At 64.7% G+C, this 18920-nt stretch carries 12 protein-coding genes; 8 read left to right on the forward strand and 4 right to left on the reverse strand.

Translation table 11 applies throughout. From position 1 onward, the window contains the following. The first annotated feature begins 251 nt into the window (after positions 1–251). Together HF684_RS11010 and HF684_RS18800 are read left to right on the forward strand one after the other, a co-directional pair. A complete protein-coding gene (locus HF684_RS11010; protein ID WP_211167982.1) occupies positions 252–4277 on the forward strand; it encodes a Pls/PosA family non-ribosomal peptide synthetase in 4026 nt (1341 codons plus the stop codon). Next, positions 4270–5745 carry a M1 family metallopeptidase gene (locus tag HF684_RS18800; RefSeq protein ID WP_248279212.1) on the forward strand — a complete coding sequence of 492 codons (1476 nt, stop codon included), beginning with the start codon at positions 4270–4272 and terminating at the stop codon, positions 5743–5745. The genes HF684_RS11010 and HF684_RS18800 overlap by 8 nt, the downstream gene beginning before the upstream one ends. A 94-nt stretch (positions 5746–5839) precedes the next feature. On the opposite strand, the gene HF684_RS18805 is transcribed toward HF684_RS18800, so the two are convergent. Together HF684_RS18805 and HF684_RS11030 are read right to left on the reverse strand one after the other, a co-directional pair. Next, positions 5840–6760, reverse strand: a complete 921-nt coding sequence (locus HF684_RS18805) for a GNAT family N-acetyltransferase (protein ID WP_248278888.1) — start codon at positions 6758–6760, stop codon at positions 5840–5842. Then, positions 6757–8073 carry an MATE family efflux transporter gene (locus HF684_RS11030; protein WP_169252504.1) on the reverse strand — a complete coding sequence of 439 codons (1317 nt, stop codon included), beginning with the start codon at positions 8071–8073 and terminating at the stop codon, positions 6757–6759. Before HF684_RS11030 ends, HF684_RS18805 begins: the two co-directional genes overlap by 4 nt. A gap of 294 nt (positions 8074–8367) precedes the next feature. Between HF684_RS11030 and HF684_RS11035 the strand changes: the two genes are divergently transcribed. Beyond that, positions 8368–11331 carry an HNH endonuclease signature motif containing protein gene (locus HF684_RS11035; RefSeq protein ID WP_248278889.1) on the forward strand — a complete coding sequence of 988 codons (2964 nt, stop codon included), beginning with the start codon at positions 8368–8370 and terminating at the stop codon, positions 11329–11331. Between the two features lie 247 nt (positions 11332–11578). Here HF684_RS11035 and HF684_RS11040 read toward each other — a convergent pair whose 3' ends face one another. Further along, positions 11579–12778 (reverse strand): acetyl-CoA C-acyltransferase, encoded by a 1200-nt coding sequence (locus HF684_RS11040; protein ID WP_169252505.1) that lies wholly within the window; start codon positions 12776–12778, stop codon positions 11579–11581. A gap of 51 nt (positions 12779–12829) precedes the next feature. Beyond that, positions 12830–13573 (reverse strand): SDR family oxidoreductase, encoded by a 744-nt coding sequence (locus tag HF684_RS11045; protein ID WP_169252506.1) that lies wholly within the window; start codon positions 13571–13573, stop codon positions 12830–12832. A 447-nt stretch (positions 13574–14020) separates the two neighbouring features. Here HF684_RS11045 and HF684_RS11050 point away from each other — a divergent pair, with 447 nt between their 5' ends. The 5 genes from HF684_RS11050 (at position 14021) to HF684_RS11070 (ending at position 18775) form a co-directional block, all read left to right on the forward strand. After that, positions 14021–15235 (forward strand): ABC transporter substrate-binding protein, encoded by a 1215-nt coding sequence (locus HF684_RS11050; RefSeq protein ID WP_169252507.1) that lies wholly within the window; start codon positions 14021–14023, stop codon positions 15233–15235. 87 nt (positions 15236–15322) lie between these two features. Beyond that, entirely contained in the window at positions 15323–16189 is an 867-nt protein-coding gene (locus HF684_RS11055; RefSeq protein ID WP_169252508.1) for a branched-chain amino acid ABC transporter permease, read from the forward strand. Then, positions 16186–17301 (forward strand): branched-chain amino acid ABC transporter permease, encoded by a 1116-nt coding sequence (locus HF684_RS11060; RefSeq protein ID WP_169252509.1) that lies wholly within the window; start codon positions 16186–16188, stop codon positions 17299–17301. The genes HF684_RS11055 and HF684_RS11060 overlap by 4 nt, the downstream gene beginning before the upstream one ends. 2 nt (positions 17302–17303) lie before the next feature. Beyond that, positions 17304–18071: an ABC transporter ATP-binding protein gene (locus tag HF684_RS11065; protein WP_248278890.1), complete on the forward strand. Its 768-nt coding sequence runs from the start codon at positions 17304–17306 to the stop codon at positions 18069–18071. Further along, the gene (locus HF684_RS11070; RefSeq protein ID WP_169252511.1) at positions 18071–18775 is read left to right on the forward strand and encodes an ABC transporter ATP-binding protein; all 705 of its coding nucleotides are present in this window, start codon (positions 18071–18073) and stop codon (positions 18773–18775) included. The genes HF684_RS11065 and HF684_RS11070 overlap by 1 nt, the downstream gene beginning before the upstream one ends. Positions 18776–18920 lie beyond the last annotated feature (145 nt).

Below are 18920 nucleotides of genomic sequence, written 5' to 3' on the forward strand. Positions count from 1 at the left end.
GCTCCTCATCATTGAAAGTCAGCTGGTCGACCGTGGACGGTCGTCTACTCACATCTATCACGGACGCCCGCTCCGTGACGATCTGCGCGCTGATCACGAGAACGCTGACGATAGGATCGGACAGTTGGACCGGAATGCGCACCATTCGCGTCCCGACCCGAATTCACGTCCGCGACACCTTCGTCGGCTACGGTCACCGGCGATGCCGGTCGGCCCGGCACCAGTCAGCTCCCGATCGACCCGGAAGACACGTGAGAGAATACGCACCGCAGTTCCCGTCCCCCGTACGGCCCCGTGAGGACCGCACCCTCATCGACGTCCTCCTCGAGTCGGCCGCTGCTCATCCCGATCAGCCTGCCCTCGACGACGGCGCTCGCGTGCTCAGCTACTCCGAGCTCATCACCGCGATCCGCGATCTCGCACTGGAGATGGCCGCAGCCGGAATCGGGCCCGGGGACAAGGTCGGCATCCGTGTCCCCTCGGGGTCCGTGGACCTGTATCTGGCGACCCTGGCCACGCTCATGCTCGGCGCGGCCTACGTTCCCGTCGACGTCGACGACCCGGATGAACGCGCGCGCACCGTGTTCGCCGAGGCGGCCGTGACCGGAGTGATCACCGCCGGACCACACATCGAATCCCGCACCGGTCGAGGGCCCCGCGATCGCTCGGAGCTGCGTTCCCCCACCCCCGATGACGACTGCTGGGTGATCTTCACCTCCGGATCGACGGGCACCCCGAAGGGCGTCGCCGTCACTCACCGTTCGGCGGCGGCCTTCGTCGACGCCGAGGCGGCCCTGTTCTGTATCGCGGAGCCGCTGGGTCCCGGCGATCGCGTGCTGGCCGGACTGTCCGTGGCCTTCGACGCCAGCTGTGAGGAGATGTGGCTGGCGTGGAGGCACGGCGCGTGCTTGGTCCCGGCCCCGCGTGCACTGGTGAAGTCCGGGATGGATCTGGGCCCGTGGCTGTCGTCTCGGCAGATCACCGTCGTCTCCACGGTGCCGACCCTGGCCGCACTGTGGCCGGCGGAGAGTCTCGACAATGTCCGCCTCCTCATCTTCGGCGGAGAGGCCTGTCCGCCCGATCTCGGCCGCCGGCTGCGCGACGACGACCGCGAGGTGTGGAACACCTATGGTCCCACCGAGGCGACCGTCGTCGCCTGCGCGGCCATGCTCGACGGGTCCGAGCCGGTGCGCATCGGCCTGCCGCTCAAAGGGTGGGACCTCGCCGTCGTCGATGCCGAGGGAGTGCCCGTCGCCGCTGGCGAGACCGGCGAACTCATCATCGGCGGGGTCGGACTGGCCCGCTACCTCGATCCGGCGAAGGACGCCGAGAAGTTCGCCCCCATGCCGAGTCTCGGTTGGGACCGGGCGTACCGGTCCGGCGACCTCGTCGTCAACGATCCGGCCGGGCTCATCTTCGTCGGCCGTGCCGATGAGCAGATCAAGCTCGGCGGCAGGCGCATCGAACTCGGCGAGATCGATGCCGCCCTGCAGGCCCTGCCCGGTGTCGAAGGTGCCGCAGCCGCGGTGAAGAAGACCGCTGCCGGCACGGACGTCCTCATCGGCTATCTCGCCCCCGGCGCCGGTGCCGGTGAAGCCGATCTTCCCTCCTGGGAGGCGCGGCTGCGCGACGAACTGCCTGCCGCGCTCGTTCCCCGTCTGGCTCTCGTCGCGGACCTGCCCACGAAGACCTCCGGCAAGGTCGACCGCAATGCCCTGCCCTGGCCGCTCGATGCCGGCGCCGAGGCGGCCGGATCCGATGAGGTCTTCGACCAGGACACGGAGTGGGTCGGGCAGCAGTGGGCCGCGGTCCTCGGTGCCCGTCCGGGCAGCGATACGGACTTCTTCACCGCCGGCGGCGGTTCCCTGGGTGCGGCCCAGCTCGTGTCCCGTCTGCGCACTCGCCATCCCAGCGTCACCGTCGGCGATGTCTACGCCCATCCGCGCTTCGGTGCCCTGGCCGGGCTCTGCCTCGGTGAGGAGGGCTCCGGGATCGGACCGACGGGTCCCAAGCGCACGATCACCCGGACCTCCCGGGGGATGCAGGCCTTCCAGGTGCTGCTCGGCATTCCGGTGCACATCCTCGGCGGGGTCCGGTGGGTGGTGCTGGCGATGGTGCTCGCCAACCTCGGCGTGAGTCTGGGCGCGGATCTGCCGCTGACTCCGTGGCCGGTCGTCGCCGTCCTCTTCCTCGTCTTCGTCACCGCATGGGGGCGGATGCTCATCTCGGCAGGAGCGGCACGGCTGCTCATGATCGGGATCCGACCCGGTGTCTATCCGCGCTCGGGTTGGGTGCACAAGCGCCTGTGGCTGGCCGAACACATCGCGGATCTCGCTGCGGCGGTCTCGGTGGCGAGCGCACCCTGGGTGACCTGGTACGCGAAGCTGCTGGGCAACCGAATCGGGCCCGATGCCGATCTGCATTCGGTGCCGCCGGTGACCGGTTTCCTCACCCTCGGCGAAGGCGCTGCCGTCGAACCCGAGGTCGATCTCAAGGGCTGGTGGGTCGACGGGGATCTGCTGCGCATCGGACGCATCGATATCAGTCGCAATGCCACGATCGGTGCCCGATCGACGCTCATGCCCGGCGCCGAGGTGGGTGTCGGGGCCCTAGTCGAAGCCGGATCGGCGGTGACCGGGCGGGTGCGGAAGAACCAGATCTACTCGGGTTCACCGGCCGTGCGCGTCGGGAAGGCGAAGAAGTCCTGGCCGGCTCCCCCGCCGAGGCGACGTCTGCCGTTCCTGTTCTATGCCGTCGGCTCCCAGATCAATGCGCTCCTGCCGTACCTGGCTGTGGTGCCGGGCATCGCCCTCATGCTCGGGGTCTCCGGGATCGAGGTCGTCGAGTCTCCCTGGCTGCTCGCGGCGTGGTCGCCCGTGGTCGCCTGTCTGTGGTTCGTCACCACGGCCCTGTTGGTCCTCATCGCGGTGCGGATTCTGGCGATCGGCATGGACGAAGGCGAGTTCCCCGTCCGTTCGGCCAGAGGTTATCGGGTGTGGGCGACCGAGCGTCTGCTCGACATGGCCCGGGACCTCCTGTTCCCCCTCTACGCGTCGATGCTCACCCCGTGGTGGCTGCGCCTCCTCGGTGCGAAGGTCGGGCCGGGCACGGAGATCTCGACGGTCGTCTTCGTTCCGAAGATGACGACGATCGCCGCCGGCGCCTTCCTTGCCGATGACACCATGGTCGCCAGCTACGAACTCGGCCACGGCTGGATGCGGGCCGGTCGCGCGAAGGTCGGCAAGCGCGCCTTCCTCGGCAACTCGGGCATCGCCTCCCCCGGCCGCAGGGTGCCGAAGAACTCCCTGGTCGCGGTGCTCTCGGCTACGCCGGCGAAGGCGAAGAAGGGGTCGTCGTGGCTCGGTTCTCCCCCGGTGCAGCTGCGCCGCGCGGCCGTGGAATCCGACGAGTCGCTCACCTATGCCCCGACCTTCGGGGTCAGGGCCGCGCGTGCCTTCTGGGAGACGCTGCGGATCTCCTCGATCATCGCCGGCGGTGTGCTCATCACCGGGGTCGTCCTCACCATCTGGTTCTTCCTCGGGCTGCCGGGCGGGGTGGCCGCAGAGTCGACGACATTCCTCGCCTCGGTGCTGCTGGCCCTGCTCACCTCGGGCATCGTGATGATGGCCGCAGGTGCTGTGGCGGCGGGACTGGCCGTGGCAGCGAAATGGATCCTCGTCGGCCCCATCCGTCCCGGGGAGCATCCGCTGTGGTCGTCATTCATCTGGCGCAACGAGGTCGCCGACTGCTTCGTCGAACTCGTGGCCGCCCCCTGGTTCACTCGGAATGCCGTGGGGACGCCGGCGATCGTGTGGTACCTGCGGGCGATGGGCGCGAGGATCGGTCACGGTGTGTGGTGCGAGAGCTACTGGCTGCCGGAGGCCGACCTCGTCGAACTCGGGGACAACTCGACGGTCAACCGCGGATGTGTGGTCCAGACTCACCTGTTCCATGATCGGGTGATGAGCCTCGATTCCGTTCGGTTCGATCCCGGCGCCACCTTAGGGCCCAACAGCGTCATCCTCCCGGCATCCACGCTGGGTGAGAACGCCACGGTGGGAGCGACGTCTCTGGTCATGCGCGGGGAGTTCGTGCCGGCCCATGCCTATTTCAGCGGCAATCCTGTCATACCCTGGGTGGATGCCCCAGAACTTCCCTCACTCAGCGAAGAAAGCCGCGAAGAAGCAGGCTGCGACGGCCGCGAAGAAGCAGGCTGCGACACCGGCCGGGACGCCGCAGGCCCCGACGGACTCCGATCGAGCCGATCGCATGCTTGATTCCTATACCCAGGGCGTCGGCAACGCTGACCTTCGCATCGACCACTACGATCTCGACCTTGACTACCGCATCGGCCCGAACCGGCTGGCGGCCAGGGCGGTGCTCAAGGGCCGGGTGCTCACGGACACCTCATCGATCGTCCTCGATCTCACGGGACTGCGAGTGACCAAGGCCAGCGTCAACGGCAAGAAGGTCCGCTTCTCCGCCCGGGGGAAGAAGCTGCGACTGACGACCCCGACGCTGGGCAGCGACCAGCCGGTGGTCATCGACATCAGCTATACGGGCAATCCGGAACCGGCGATCGGCACCTGGGGTGACATCGGCTGGGAGGAGCTCGAAGACGGAGTGCTCGTGGCCGGTCAGCCCGTCGGCGCATCGACCTGGTTCCCGTGCAATGACCATCCCTCGAACAAATCCCAGTACCGCATCTCGGTGCTCGTCGAGTCCGAGTACACGGTGGTGTCCAACGGGTCCTTGACGAAGAAGACCCGCAAGGCCGGGCGGACACGGTGGACGTATGAATCGACGACTCCCCTGGCGACCTACCTGGCGACGGTGCAGATCGGTCGGTACCGGTACGGTCAGATCCCGCTGAGCTCCGGAGCCACCGGGGTCGGCGCCGCAGTCCTCGGCGCTGCGAAGGACGCCGTCGCGGGATCGGCCGGAGATGCCCTGTCGAGCGCCGCCCGAGGAGTCGCCGGTGCTGCCCGAGGAGTCGCCGACGCTGCCGGCAAGGACTTGTCTGTTCACGATTCTTCAGGCGGGCGCTCGACGCACAGCCGGACCGAGTCCCCCGTTCCCCTCGGCGTCTATGCCGACGATCATTGGGATGTGGCCGTCGCGCGCCTCGGTGTCCAGCACGGAATGATGAACCTGTTCATCGAACGCTTCGGCCCCTACCCGTTCGACGTCTACGACGTGGTCGTGACCGATGACGTGCTCGAGATTCCGCTCGAGTCGCAGCCCCTGTCCGTGCTCGGGCCCAATCATCTGGGTCCCGAGTGGGAGGCCGAGCGCCTCGTCGCCCACGAGATGGCGCACCAGTGGTTCGGAAACTCGCTCACCCCATCTCGCTGGCGCGACATCTGGCTCAACGAGGGCTTCGCCTGCTACGCAGAATGGCTGTGGTCGGAGGAGTCCGGGCGGGCGAGTGCCGATGAACGTGCCAGGCAGTGGTGGGAGGAGCTGTCCGCTCAGCCGCAGGATATTCTGCTCGGCGACCCGGGCGGGCCGGACATGTTCGACGACCGCGTGTACAAGCGCGGCGCGCTGTGCCTGCATGCCCTGCGCCGTGAGCTCGGCGATGCGGACTTCTTCGCCGCCGTCGGCGAGTGGACGAAGCGGTACCGGCATTCGTCGGTGAGCACCGAGGAGTTCATCCGCTGCTTCTCCGAGACGACAGAGCGCGACATCGCCGAGGTGGTCCGCCCTTGGCTCGAGGAGCTCGAACTTCCCGAGCTTCCGTAGAGGGGATCCGGAGCTTCCCTAGAGGGGTCAATGGCTGAAGAGCTGGCTGCACCTCGGCCGAGGCCCGCCTGCTTCGGGCGGCGCTGACTGCGCCTCAGCCGAGCCTGCGGACGAGCACGTCCGAGTCGCCGTTGCGTCCGACGGGCTCGAATCCGTGGTCGGCGTAGAGCTTCGCCGCCCCATTGCCGTCTTCGACGGACAGACTGACCGCAGGGAAGCCGCTCATCCGGGCCAGCGCGCAGACCGTGTCGAGAAGGGCTCCGCCGATGCCCTGCCCCTGGTGGTCGGGCAGCACTGCCATCGAGAGTTCGGGGATGTCCGCCGCCACCCAGCCGTAGCCGGTGAAGGGCGTCTGTTCATCCGACGGCGCCTGTTCATCCGACGGTGTCGGTTCGGCGGCTGCCGGATCGGAGCCAGTCGGCTCGGCAGTTGAGTCGTCGGCCTGACCGCCCTGACCGGTTTCGGTGCCGGCCCCGGCCTCCGCATCGTTCTGGGCCTCCGCATCGTTCTGGGCCTCTGGATCGCGCTGGTCCTCAGCCGTCGCCCCGGCTTCGCCGTCGGGCACGACTTCGCTGCGGACCACCTCGGTGCCGGTCTTGTCCAGGGCAGAGGCGAAGTCTCCGCCCACCCGCTCATCGGCTTTGCCGACGACGTCCTCGATATCTGCCAGACGCACCCACGCAAGTCCGACGATCGGCGACTGCGCGTCGGCTTCGGCGTGTGCGGCGACGGCGATATCTCCCTCGCGGCCCCAGCCGCGGTAGTAGAAGACGGCATCGCTGCGGTATCGGAGGTCCTCGAGTTCGATTCGGGGTTTGTCCATCGACCAGTTGAAGCACAGGTCGAGGAACGGCAGGAAGGTCTCGTCATCGGTCTCGGCGGGAAGCGGACGGATCCGTCCGCGCAGGGAGGCGGCGACCGCCTCGGCGGAGGTGTTCTGCGAATCGGCGGGGGTGTTCCGCGAGTCGGCGGAGGTGTCCTGCGAATCATGAGCGTCAGTGTGGGCAGCGTTCATGAGATTCCTTTCTCGACGGCGCGTTCGATCCACGCCCGGTTGCGTACTCGCCAGCCCAGGGTCAGGGCGCGGAAACCGACGAATCCGATGCAGAATCCGGCCCAGAGCCCGGCTGCTCCCGGCCAGATGCTGATGATCGGGATGAGCAGAATCGCATATCCGATCACAGCGACCAATTGTGCCAGAGCCAGGTATCTCGCGTCCTCGGCTCCCATCAGCACGCCGTCGAGGACGAAGACAAAGCCTGCGATCGGCATGCTCAGTGCCAGCACCGGCAAGAGTGCGGCCAGCGCCGACACCACGGCAGGTTCGGAGGCGAAGGCACGGGGGATGATCCCGGACCCAGCGAACAGGACGACGCCGACGACGATGCCGAAGACGATCCCCCACAGGCACAGGCGGCGGTTGATCGCGGCGACCGCCGCGGTGTTCTTCGCGCCCAGCTCGAGGCCGATCATCGCCTGGCCGGCGATGGCCAAAGAGTCGAGGGCGAGCGCAAGCGCGAAGAAGATGCTCTGAGCGACCTGGATCGCGGCGAGGTCCGTGGTGCCCATCGCCGTGGCCTGGAAGACGAGCAGAATGAGGGCGGCACGCAGCGAGGCATTGCGCACCAGCAGCCACCCGGAGGTCTTCGCCGAAGTGAACACGCCGGTCCAGTCGGGGCGGATGCCGGCGTGGAGGCGGCGGGCCGCGCGGACGGAGATGGTGAGGTAGACCGCGCACATTGCGGCCTGCGCGAGGACCGTGCCCATCGCCGATCCCGCGACCCCCATGTCGAGCCCGTAGATGAAGAAGGCGTTGAGGCCGATATTGGCGATGCACCCGGCAGCGGCGACGACCAGCGGGGTCTTCGTGTCCTGGAGTCCGCGCAGCAGTCCGGTGGCCGCGATGACCATGAGCATGAATGGCAGACCCCACCATGAGATCGCGAGGTAGGAGTGTGCGCCCTCCGTGATCGCCGGATCCGGGTCGAACGCCTCGATCGCAGTTCTCAGCAGGGGCATTCCGACGATGATGAGCAGGATGGACGTGCCCAGTGCCAGCCAGATTCCGTCGAACCCGGCCGTGATCGCGCCCGGCCGGTCCCCCGATCCCATCCGTTTGGCCACACGCGGTGTGGTGGCGTAGGCGAGGAAGATCATCAGACCGAGCACCGTCTGCAGGATTGTGGAGGCGATCGCCAGCGATCCCAATGCACCGGCACCGAGGTGGCCGACCATGGCCGTGTCCGTGAGCAGGAAGATGGGTTCGGCGATCAGGGCCCCGAGCGCGGGAAGAGCCAAACGGAGAATGTCTTTGTCGATCGCTGCCACGTCCCTGATTCTAGCGAACCGGTCTCGCTGGGCCCGAGTGCCGAGGATCGCCCCTGCGCGAAGGCGGTCTCACCTCGATCGCACTGTCGTGTCAGTGCCGAACTGTAGAGTCGGAGGACAAACAGAGCAGCATCGCCGAGGATGAGAATGAATAGGTCATGGTCGATCAATAATCGCCTTTTGTTCTATTTGTAGTCGTATTGTGACATCAATATGTGGCTGCAGATCATATAATTGAGATAGGCGATTTCCCGACGAGCGACTTCCACAGAGGCGTGGAGAGGTGAGAAACCGATGAAGAACTTCGGAGACAACGACGGACGGACGTCGCTCCTGCCTGCCGCTCCCTCACCCGAGGCAGACAGTCGGACCCTGTCCCAGTACCGTCGTGCGCACGGGCGTCGCATGGAAGAGGCCGAAGACAGTGACCTCGTCGACCTGCTGGATGCCTATACGCAGAGCAGCCTCGCGCAGATCCACTCCATGGTCGCCACCAGTCGTGCCGTTGCACAGGATGTTGCCTATGCTCTCGGGCTCCTGGGATGCCATCCGGACGCAGTCTATGAGTTCGCATCATTCACCGAGACCTGTACCCGCTACTCCTCGCCTGAAACCGGCAGAACATCTGCTGCCCTCGGCGAGAAGAGGGCTCAGACTCAAGCGGCCGGCGGTGCCGTCGGCTCGCACCGAAGCCACGACTGGGACGCCATCGACCAGAAGATCTGCGCAGTCGACCTCCCTTCCGACGACCTCTTCTCCCCTCGCAGGGCCTGGACCAACCGAGAGAATCTGGCGTGGACACAAGCTGTGGCTCAGGTCGAAGCCGAATCGGGAACGAAGATCGGCATCAGCGCTGGGCCGAAGAAGGACCGTGCCGCCGGTCGCCGTCTCCGTCGAGTCCGGAAGTTGGCCGAGGAGTTCCTGTCCGATCCTGCTCTGTTGCCTGACTTTCCAGGCTTTGACCCGGAAATGACCTTCTTCGCATGGCTGCGCAGCAATATCGAGCCGACTGAGGCTGGCGTGTACTCGAGCCTGCTCGGCGCGACCACGAGCAGGTCGCTCCAGCACATGACGTCGTCGATGACGCTGGCGCACGGGCTTCCGCGATTCCTCAAACGCTGCCTGGATGGAGACTTCACGATCGAGCATGTCGATTGTGTGACTCGCGCGTGCCGAGACCTGCACTTCGAGCATCTGCCGGCGCTCGACGACTATCTGGCCCACAGGCGCGCCGACATCACGATCGAGACGTTCAAACGTTCGGTCGTGCTGAAGATCGCCGCGCTTCAGCCGGCCGAGGATACATTGAAGAGCGTATCGCTGCGGCGTCGAGTCGACTTCAGCACCGGCGATGACGGAACTGCCTACCTCACTCTGACCGGTCCCGCTCCGGAGCTTCAAGCGTGCTTCCGTAGGCTCGACGCGTTCTGCCGCGCCGTCCATAAGAACAATACGAGTGCGTTCTCGAGCCAGCTCAAGGCAGGCGACTGCTTTGATGAGGAACGGTCGATCTCTGCCCTGATGTTCGACATCCTTACGCGCACGCGTCCTCAGCTGAAACTGCGCATCATCAGCACCAATGACGCAGACGGTTCGTCGACGAGCTCCGATTTCTCTCTCGACGGCCTCTTCGCCGGCCCCGACGGCACCCCGATGCACGAAGGCGAGGCCCTGCTCGACTACATCGAGCGGGTATTCGACGACATGGACAAAAACGGTTACGAGGCACCGACGCAAGCTGCGTCGACCGATTCGGGAGCCACAGCACAGAGCGAGTCCGGCTCCAATGCGCCTATCACTCCGGCAGGTCGCACTTTCGAGTCCCAACTGCTCGAGGCCATCCTCGGCTGCAACAGCACGACGGATCACGACACTGCCGAATCGCTCTCGGCTCTCATCGGCTCTCGTGCCGGCGGAGCTCGCCCCGCCGCCGAGGGCCCCGCTGCTGCAGCAGCCGGCGCTGTCGACGCATTCGGCAGTCCCGTCCTCGATGCCGGCGAGCGCCGCATCAGCTTCGAATTCCTCCTGGACATGCCGACCAGCGAGTATTGGCTCGCGAATCAGGCCAGCACATTCATCACCGTTCCTCTGCTGACGCTGCTCAGCCAATTCCAGTCGGAAGACGGCAGTCCTCCGCTGCCGCCCACGGATCCCCCGGGTGCATCGCCGCTGAGCAGCGATTCCCCAGGTGCACCACTACTGACCGGGCAATCCTCAGATCCGCCGTCAGCCGTCGAGGTACCGCCACCGACGACGGACGCCTCAGCTCCGCCGCTTCTCACCGAGTCACCGGCGCCCCCGATCACCCCAACAGCACAGCCCACAGGCTCTGACGTACCGCTGACCTCAGGTGAGGTGTGTGATCTGGCGGGCATGCTTCCAAACGGGTCGCCGATCCCTGCCGACATGGCACGACGAGTCGCCGGCTACTCCACCACATGGACCAGGCTGCTCACCGACCCGGCGACCGGAACACCTGTCGACGCGAAGGCCACGTCCTACGCGATTCCCAACAGCGTGCGCAAGACGCTCGTCGCCCAGTTCGTGACGTGTACATTCCCCGGCTGCACTCAACCAGCTGAGGTGACAGAGGTCGACCACATTGACCCGTTCAATCACTCCGACCCTACCCAGGGCGGTCTCACCCGGTTCGGCAACCTCCACTGTCTCTGCAAGGCGCATCACCAGCAGAAGACCAACGGCAGTTTCGACGTGCGGATGACCGAGCCCGGCCACCTTGAGTATGTCTTCCGCAAGGGTGTCACCGTGGAGGTCGTCTCACCGGACAACCCCATCAGCGTCGAGCATGCCCGGTTGTTCCTCGAACGATTCGGCAGTGGCCTCGCACGACAGTGCCGAGCGGTCACAGTGGAGCAGTCGAGCACAGAGGATCCATCTGCCCACGACCATGCGACAGCGCCCGAAAGTGATACTGGCGCTGAGCGTGACTCTGACACTGAGCGTGGATCTGACATTGAGCGGGGATCTGGCACTGAGCCATCGACGGCCCAGAGCGGCGGTGCAGACGCGAAGCACCCGGCTCCCGGCGATCGAAAACGGGCGCGGGAATGCCCTGAACCAGCGGCGACCGAAGGCACCCCCGGCTGGAGGGAACTCGTTGCCGGGGATCTCTGCGCATTCACACCGGTGTCTGCGCCGAGCAGAACCGGCGAAACGTCCGGCGCCCTGCCAGACGATGAGGACGGCTCGGAGCTGCGCGATTGGTTCTGGGACTCCGGCGAACCTCCACCGTTCTGAAAGGTGTCTTGCGCTGTGGACAAGGACTCGTGTCCTGCGCAGTGGGCAAGGTGTCCTGCGCAACGAGCCTCCGTTGACGTCCGACTACGACGACTTCATCACCGCTGACGGCTCACTGTCGGCAGACCACCGGCGAGAAGTCGGCATCCACACCGCTCGTCGACGCAGAAAGGGCCGACGACATCCGGTCAGAATCGACTCGAATATCGTCGGCCCTTCGCTCTTGCGCAGCGGCCGAGGGAATGCCTCAGCAGACTTCGAACAGTCCGGCAGCTCCCTGTCCCCCGCCGATGCACATCGTGACGACGACGTACTTCACTCCGCGACGACGTCCCTCGATGAGGGCGTGTCCGACAAGCCGGGCACCGGTCATTCCGTAGGGGTGCCCCACAGAGATGCCGCCGCCGTCGACGTTGTACTTCTCCGGGTCGATGCCGAGCCGGTCACGGCAGTACAGTGCCTGGACAGCGAACGCCTCGTTGAGCTCCCACAGCCCGATGTCATCGATCGACATACCATGGGTCTTCAGCAGCTTCGGAATGGCGAACACAGGACCGATGCCCATCTCGTCCGGCTCGCAGCCGGCCACGGCCATGCCGCGATAGATGCCCAACGGTTCGAGCCCGCGACGGCTGGCTTCTTCGCTCGACATGACCACCGAAGCGGAGGCTCCATCAGAGAGCTGAGAGGCGTTGCCGGCGGTGATGCTCGGAACCTTCGACGCCACACCGGGCTCGAGAACCGGGTTGAGTCCGGCAAGGCTGTCGAGCGTCGTCGACGGCCGATTGCCCTCGTCTGCTTCGAGAAGCACATCCTGACGCGAGGTCTCCTTCGTCTCCTTGTCGACGACGACCTTCGTCGTCGGCAGGGGCACGATCTCGTCATCGAACCGACCGGCTTCCTGAGCAGCGGCGGTGCGCTGCTGCGAGGACAGGGAGTACTCGTCCTGCGCCTCACGGCTGACACCGTAGCGTTCGGCGACCACCTCGGCGGTCGCCAGCATCGGGTAGTAGATACCCGGGATGCGCTCTTCGAGCCACGGATCCTTGGCCCGGAACATGTTCATCTTGTCGTTCTGGACCAGCGACACCGACTCCACGCCACCGCCGACGGCGATCTCCTGGCCGTCGAAGAGGACCTGCTTCGCCGCGGTCGTGATGCCCATCAGCCCGGATGAGCACTGCCGGTCGATCGACATTCCGGGAACCGTGACAGGAAGGCCGGCTCGCAGTGCCGCCTGCCGAGCGACATTCGTTCCTTGGCTGCCCTGTTGCAGAGCGGCACCGAAGACGACGTCTTCGACCTCGCCTCCTTCGAGACCGGCCCGTTCCACGGCGTGTTTGATCGCGTGGCCGGCCAGCTCCTGAGCCTGGGTGTCATTGAAGGCACCACGGTAGGCCTTGCCGATCGGCGTGCGGGCCGTCGACACAATGACTGCTTCTCTCATAGTTCTCACCTTTCGAAGATGTTCGTGAACCCGTCGCGAGGACGGCGGCGATCAGTCCTTCGGACCGCCGGCAACGTAGATGACCTGACCGGAGACGAATCCGGCGCCTTCGGAGGCGAGGAACGATGCCGTGTGAGCGATGTCCTCGGGCTTTCCGGAACGGGCCACGGGGATCTGCTTGACCGAAGCTTCGACGAAGTCCTCGAAGCCCATCCCCACGCGCTCGGCGGTGGCCTTGGTCATGTCGGTTTCGATGAAGCCGGGGGCAATGGCGTTCGCGGTGATGCCGAACTTGCCGAGCTCGATCGCCCAGGTCTTCGTGATGCCCTGAATACCGGCCTTGGCGGCGGAGTAGTTCGTCTGTCCGCGGTTGCCCTGAGCCGAGGTCGACGACATCGAGATGATGCGACCGAACTTCTCGTCGACCATGTAGGACTGCACGGCCCGCGCCATGAGGAATGCTCCGCCGAGGTGGACGGAGAGGACCTTGTTGAACTCCTCGTGCGTCATCTTGAACAGGAGGTTGTCGCGCAGGATGCCGGCGTTGTTGACCAGCACGGTCGGCGCACCGAGGGTCTCGGCGACCTGCTTGACCGCAGCATCGACCGAATCTTCGTCGGAGACATCGGCCTCGAGGCCGAGAGCTTCGCCGCCGGCGCCCTTGATGGCGGCGACGGTCTCGTCGGTCGGACCCATATCGAGGACGGCGACCTTGAGTCCGTCGGCTCCGAGCTGCTTGGCGATGGCGGCTCCGATGCCGCGGCCTCCGCCGGTGACGATTGCTGTACGAGTCATGAACACGCTCCTAAAGATGATGTTGCGTCATTGCCGAGGGGAACCGAGTCATCAACTGCGGTTCGCGTCCGCATCGGACCTGATGTGACACAGATCTCGCATGCAGTTATGCCCACTGTAGACCAGATCCGCCACTGAACGATTGTTTGCTCACCTTTCAGACAGAGACCCGCCTCGAACGCGTCAGCGACCCGAAACAGCTCCCGACGATTCTGCGCACATGTCGCCCGACCTCGCCTTATGCCCTCCAGGCCAGGCCCGCACCCGAAGATTATCGAACGTTCAAAAATCTATCTCAAAACCATTGACTTCACCAGAGTGATTTGGAAGTGTTCACATCAGTCGAAGTCCATTACGGATTGACGACGACTCCGAGTACCGTCACTGACGACCGCTCGGGCAACGTGTGGAGCAAACGTGTTCCAAGAGCTTTTCAAAGGAGAAAAGATGAACTCTGTCTCGCGAAGTTGCCGCCGCAGACTTTCGGCAGCCGCAATCATGGGTGCCATCGCCTTGACCGCCACAGCGTGCGGAGGCGGTGGCGGCTCGGGTGAGGGCGACTCAGTCGTCATCGGCTACACCGGACCGCTCAGCGGTGGAGGCGCCGCGTACGGTGAGAACGTGAAGATCGGCCTCGAAATGGCCATCGCCGATCTCAATGCGGACGGTGTCGAGGTCGATGGCGAGCCCGTGACTCTGGAGCTCAAGTCCCTCGACGACAAATACGCACCGTCGACTGCCGCCAGCAATGCTCAACGACTGGCCGACCAGGACAAGGCCCCGGTGGTCGTCTCCCCGAATGCCGGAGCGATCAAGGCGATTCAGCAGATCAACAGCGGCAGATCGAACTTCCTCATCTCCGCGTACACCTCGGATCCCGCGATCGTGCAGGCGGACAATCCTCTGACGATGATGATTCCCCCGAATTTCGAATCCTACGCGACGGAGTTCTCCGAAACCGCCATGGAACACGGAGGCAAGAAGCTCGCTCTGCTCGGAACTCAGAGTGAATACGGGCAGCAGTGGACCAAGTCGATCACAGGCGCGTGGAGCGACGCCGGCGGAAAGGTCGGCGGAGACAACAGCATCGACTATGCCACCGTGTCCGATTTCGCGGGGCCCGTCTCGAAAGCCCTGGCCGAGAAGCCCGACGCGATCTTCGTCGGCGGACCATCCCAGCCGACCGCTCTGATCATGGAAGAAGCTCGCAAGCAGGGCTTCGAAGGCAGCTTCCTCGTCATGGACCAGGCGAAACTGGATGAGATGGCGACGGTGACGGAGCTCGACAATCTCAAGAACTCGGTCGGAGTTCTGCCCGTCTCCGAATATCAGGATCCGGGCACCGAAGACTTCCTGAAGAAGTTCGCCGAGAAGGCCGGAGAGAAGAAGGTCCCGACCAGCGAAACGGCACTGAACTACCAAGGAATAGCGATCATCGCCAAGGCGATGGAGGTTGCAGGCACGACGGACGACCCCGAGAAGATCAGGGAAGCCATCGGAGAAGCACTGCCGGATGTCGATGACAAATACAGAGTCAATGGCTTCCCCGATGAGATCACGGAGCAGGGTCACCTCCTCAACCCCGACCTGGAGGCAACTTTCCTCGATGAGGACGGCGAATACACGAAGGTGCCGATCGAACAGGCATCCGACGACAAGTAATCTCCGCCAGCGGCATCTCTCAGGGGTGAGGCGCGTCCGTGCGCCTCACCCGGGCCGCACTCATGCCTGCAGAGGACCCGAATCATCATGACCCTCTTCATCCAACAGCTCTTCAACGGCCTTGCGCTCGGCGGCGTCTACTGCCTGGCCGCGATCGGTCTGACCTTGGTATTCGGAGTGCTGCGCATTCCCAACCTGGCTCACGGTGCGCTGTATATGCTCGGCGCCTACATCACCTACTTCTTCCTCACAACCGTCGGTGTCCCCTATATCGCGGCGATCGGCATCGCGGCGCTCATGCTCTTCATCGTCGGCGTCGGGCTCGAACGTCTCGTATTCCACCCCCTGCGCAACTCCCCGCACACTCACCACATGATTGCGGCAGTCGGTGCGATGTTCTTCTTCCAGGCACTGGCTCAAGCGATCTGGGGCGCCGACTTCCGCCGCATGGACACTCCGATCACCGGCGAACTGCGAATACTCGGCGCCGAGATCTCTGCCCAGCGCATCGTCATCATCGTCACCGCTGTGATCGTGCTGGCGCTGCTGGCGTGGTTCATCAAACGATCCATCCACGGTCAGACGATCGAAGCGATCGAACAGGATCGCGTCGGTGCATCGCTCGTCGGCATCAACCCGTCGATGGTCGCGATGCTGACGCTGGGCCTGTCCGCCGTGCTCGCAACCATCGCGGCGGGACTCGTCGCACCGATCAACCTCCTGTCACCGACGATGGGAGACGCCCTCAACCTCAAGGTGTTCGCCATCATCATCCTCGGCGGACTCGGATCTCTTCCGGGGGCCATCGTCGGCGGATTCGCACTCGCGATCGCCGAAACGATGACAGCGACCTACATCTCCTCCGCGGTCGGCGAGGCCGTGGCATTCGTCGTTCTCGTGGCCGTGCTGGCCATCAAGCCCAACGGACTGTTCACGAAGGCGGTGCAGCGATGAACTCAGTGAAGAACCCTCGAATCATCGGCACCATCGCCGTCATCATCCTGCTCGGCCTCACACCCTTGGCGTTCGGGCAGGAGAACTACACGATGCGGGTGATCACCGTAGGCATGTGTGCGGCGATCGCCGTCTATGGTCTCAACATCATCCTCGGCTTCACCGGTCAGCTGAATCTGGCTCAAGGCGGATTCTTCGGCATCGGCGCCTACGGGGTGGGGCTGCTCACCACCGACTACGATTGGTCCTTCTGGGCTGCCTTCTGCGTGTCCGTGATCGGCACCGCTGTCATCGGCTACCTCTGCGGGCTGATTGCGCTGCGGACCAAGGACGAATACTTCGCCATCTTCACCATGGCCATCGGCTTCATCATCTTCCTCGTCATCAGCCGCTGGGAGTCCGTCACTCATGCACATTCCGGAGTCAACAATGTGAAGTTCCCCGAAGGCGGAGGACTCATCGACTTCGAATCGCCCACTGCGATGTTCTACCTCGTCTTCGCCGTTCTGCTCGTCTGTGTCTACACGACGTACGCGGTTCGGCGCTCGAGCGTGGGCCGCACGCTGCTGACCATCAGAACGAGTGAAGATCTCGCGGATGCGATCGGTGTGCGTGTCGGCTTCAGCAAACAGCTCGCCTTCGCGGCATCCGCTGTCTTCGGAGGGATGGGCGGAGGTCTCTACGCATCCGTGGTCGGCTTCATCGGACCCGATTCGGCGACGATCGACAAGACCTTCGAATTCCTCATGTTCATCCTCGTCGGAGGAATGGGCACTGTCGCAGGTCCCCTGCTCGGGAGCATGATCGTGACATTCCTGTTCGAACTGTTCCAGGACTTCCAGGCGTATCGATTCATCGTTCTGGGCCCCATCATCGTCGCCCTCGTGATCTTCGCACCGCGGGGAATCGTCGGTTACCTCGGCGGGTTCGTCGACAGACGAAATCGACGACGCAGGGCCGAAGTTGCCCGCGGCGCCGACGACGGTCCCGATTCGACAGGTGGTTCGGCCCCCGGCGGAACAGGCGACCACCGCGCACGGACCGTCGCCGACGGGGTCGACTCGGGTGTCGGCCGGACCGGAGGCTCCCCCTCTTCCGAGGAGACGAAATGACAATGCTTGAAATACGAGACCTCGGTAAGCGCTTCGGCGGACTCGATGCGGTCAAGGACGTCGACCTGGACGTCGAGGAAGGCCAGATCACCGCTGTCATCGGTCCCAACGGAGCAGGCAAGTCAACGCTGTTCAACCTCGTCCACGGCTTCTATCGGCCCACCGCGGGGACCATCACTTTCAAGGGTGAGGACATCACTCATTCGTCCCCGCACCGTACGGTCGCCGGCGGTATCGCGCGCACATTCCAGACGACGAATCTGTTCGATGACAGCACCCTGTTGGAGAACGTCCTGGCCGGTCGGATCGTCCGTTCGAAGTCCAATGTCTTCGACGCTGTCTTCCACACTCCTCGCCACCGTCGTGAATCGCGCATCAACGAGGACAAGGCGATGGAAGCTCTCGAGTTCTGCGGGGTCGCGGAGTATCGGCACGATCTGGCGTCCAATGTTCCGCAGGAGGTGCAGAAGCGCACTGCAGTGGCCATGGCCCTGGCCACGGAGCCTGAGCTGCTGCTGCTCGACGAACCGGCCGGCGGCATCCCCGAAGAGGAGACCGTCGACTTCGGCAACCTCATCCGCTCCCTGCCGCAGCGAGGGGTCTCCGTCCTGCTCGTCGAACACAAGATGACGATGATCATGGACCTCGCGGACACGATCCTCGTTCTCGATCACGGCCAGAAGCTGGCGCTCGGTGCACCGGCGGAGATCCAGTCGAATCCGGATGTCATCCGCGCCTATCTCGGTTCGACAGCACAGGAGGAGAACTGATGCTCACGCTCGACAATGTCAGCACCGGATACGATGCCGCCGATGTGCTCCACGGCGTGAGCATCACTGCGCAGCCCGGAGAGCTCACCGTGGTCCTCGGAGCGAACGGATCAGGCAAGACGACTCTCTTCAAGACCATCAGCGGACTGATGCGGGTCCGTACCGGCTCGATCGCCTATGAGGGGCAGCCGCTGCATCGAGCTCGCGCGAATGCCATCGTCAAGGCCGGTATCGCGCACTGCCCCGAGGGCCGTCACCTGTTCGGGAAGATGTCGGTGGAGAAGAATCTGCGTCTGGGGTCATATCCTCACCGGAACGGTTCTCGTACCGAAGAGATCTACGCTGACGTGCTCGATATGTTTCCGATCCTCAAGGAGAAAGCCAAACAGCCGGCAGGCTCACTGTCCGGCGGACAGCAGCAGATGGTCGCGATCGGTCGGGCACTGATGTCGGATCCGAGCCTGCTGATCCTGGATGAGCCGTCGATGGGCCTGGCTCCCATCGTCGTCGAGCAGGTCCTCGAGTCGGTCGCCCAGATCAATCGCAACGGCATCGGAGTTCTGCTCAGTGAGCAGAACGCGAAGGCATCGTTGGCAATCGCCCACAGGGGATACGTTCTCGCTGAGGGGCGGATCGTCCTCGCCGATGATGCCTCCCGGCTGCTCGACAATCCTGACGTGCAGGCGGCCTACCTCGGACTCTGACGGCGCACGGGTCCCACCCGTTGAGAAGGACACCGGTGCGGATGAGATCTCGCCGAGGCGGCTCGGCCACCTCGGCGAGATTTCGCTGAGTTCGTCTGCCGGATCGTTCCGGTCCGTCGATCCGGCGTGTGATCAGCCGTGAATC

This window comes from Brevibacterium sp. 'Marine', from assembly GCF_012844365.1.
Classification (GTDB): Bacteria; Actinomycetota; Actinomycetes; order Actinomycetales; family Brevibacteriaceae; genus Brevibacterium.

Coding starts and splice junctions, on each gene's coding strand:
- HF684_RS11040 (WP_169252505.1), bottom strand. CDS start 12,778: ATGAGAGAAGCAGTCATTGTGTCGACGGCCCGCACGCCGATCGGCAAG.
- HF684_RS18800 (WP_248279212.1), top strand. CDS start 4,270: ATGCTTGATTCCTATACCCAGGGCGTCGGCAACGCTGACCTTCGCATC.
- HF684_RS18805 (WP_248278888.1), bottom strand. CDS start 6,760: ATGAACGCTGCCCACACTGACGCTCATGATTCGCAGGACACCTCCGCC.
- HF684_RS11055 (WP_169252508.1), top strand. CDS start 15,323: ATGACCCTCTTCATCCAACAGCTCTTCAACGGCCTTGCGCTCGGCGGC.
- HF684_RS11045 (WP_169252506.1), bottom strand. CDS start 13,573: ATGACTCGTACAGCAATCGTCACCGGCGGAGGCCGCGGCATCGGAGCC.
- HF684_RS11050 (WP_169252507.1), top strand. CDS start 14,021: ATGAACTCTGTCTCGCGAAGTTGCCGCCGCAGACTTTCGGCAGCCGCA.
- HF684_RS11065 (WP_248278890.1), top strand. CDS start 17,304: ATGCTTGAAATACGAGACCTCGGTAAGCGCTTCGGCGGACTCGATGCG.
- HF684_RS11070 (WP_169252511.1), top strand. CDS start 18,071: ATGCTCACGCTCGACAATGTCAGCACCGGATACGATGCCGCCGATGTG.
- HF684_RS11060 (WP_169252509.1), top strand. CDS start 16,186: ATGAACTCAGTGAAGAACCCTCGAATCATCGGCACCATCGCCGTCATC.
- HF684_RS11035 (WP_248278889.1), top strand. CDS start 8,368: ATGAAGAACTTCGGAGACAACGACGGACGGACGTCGCTCCTGCCTGCC.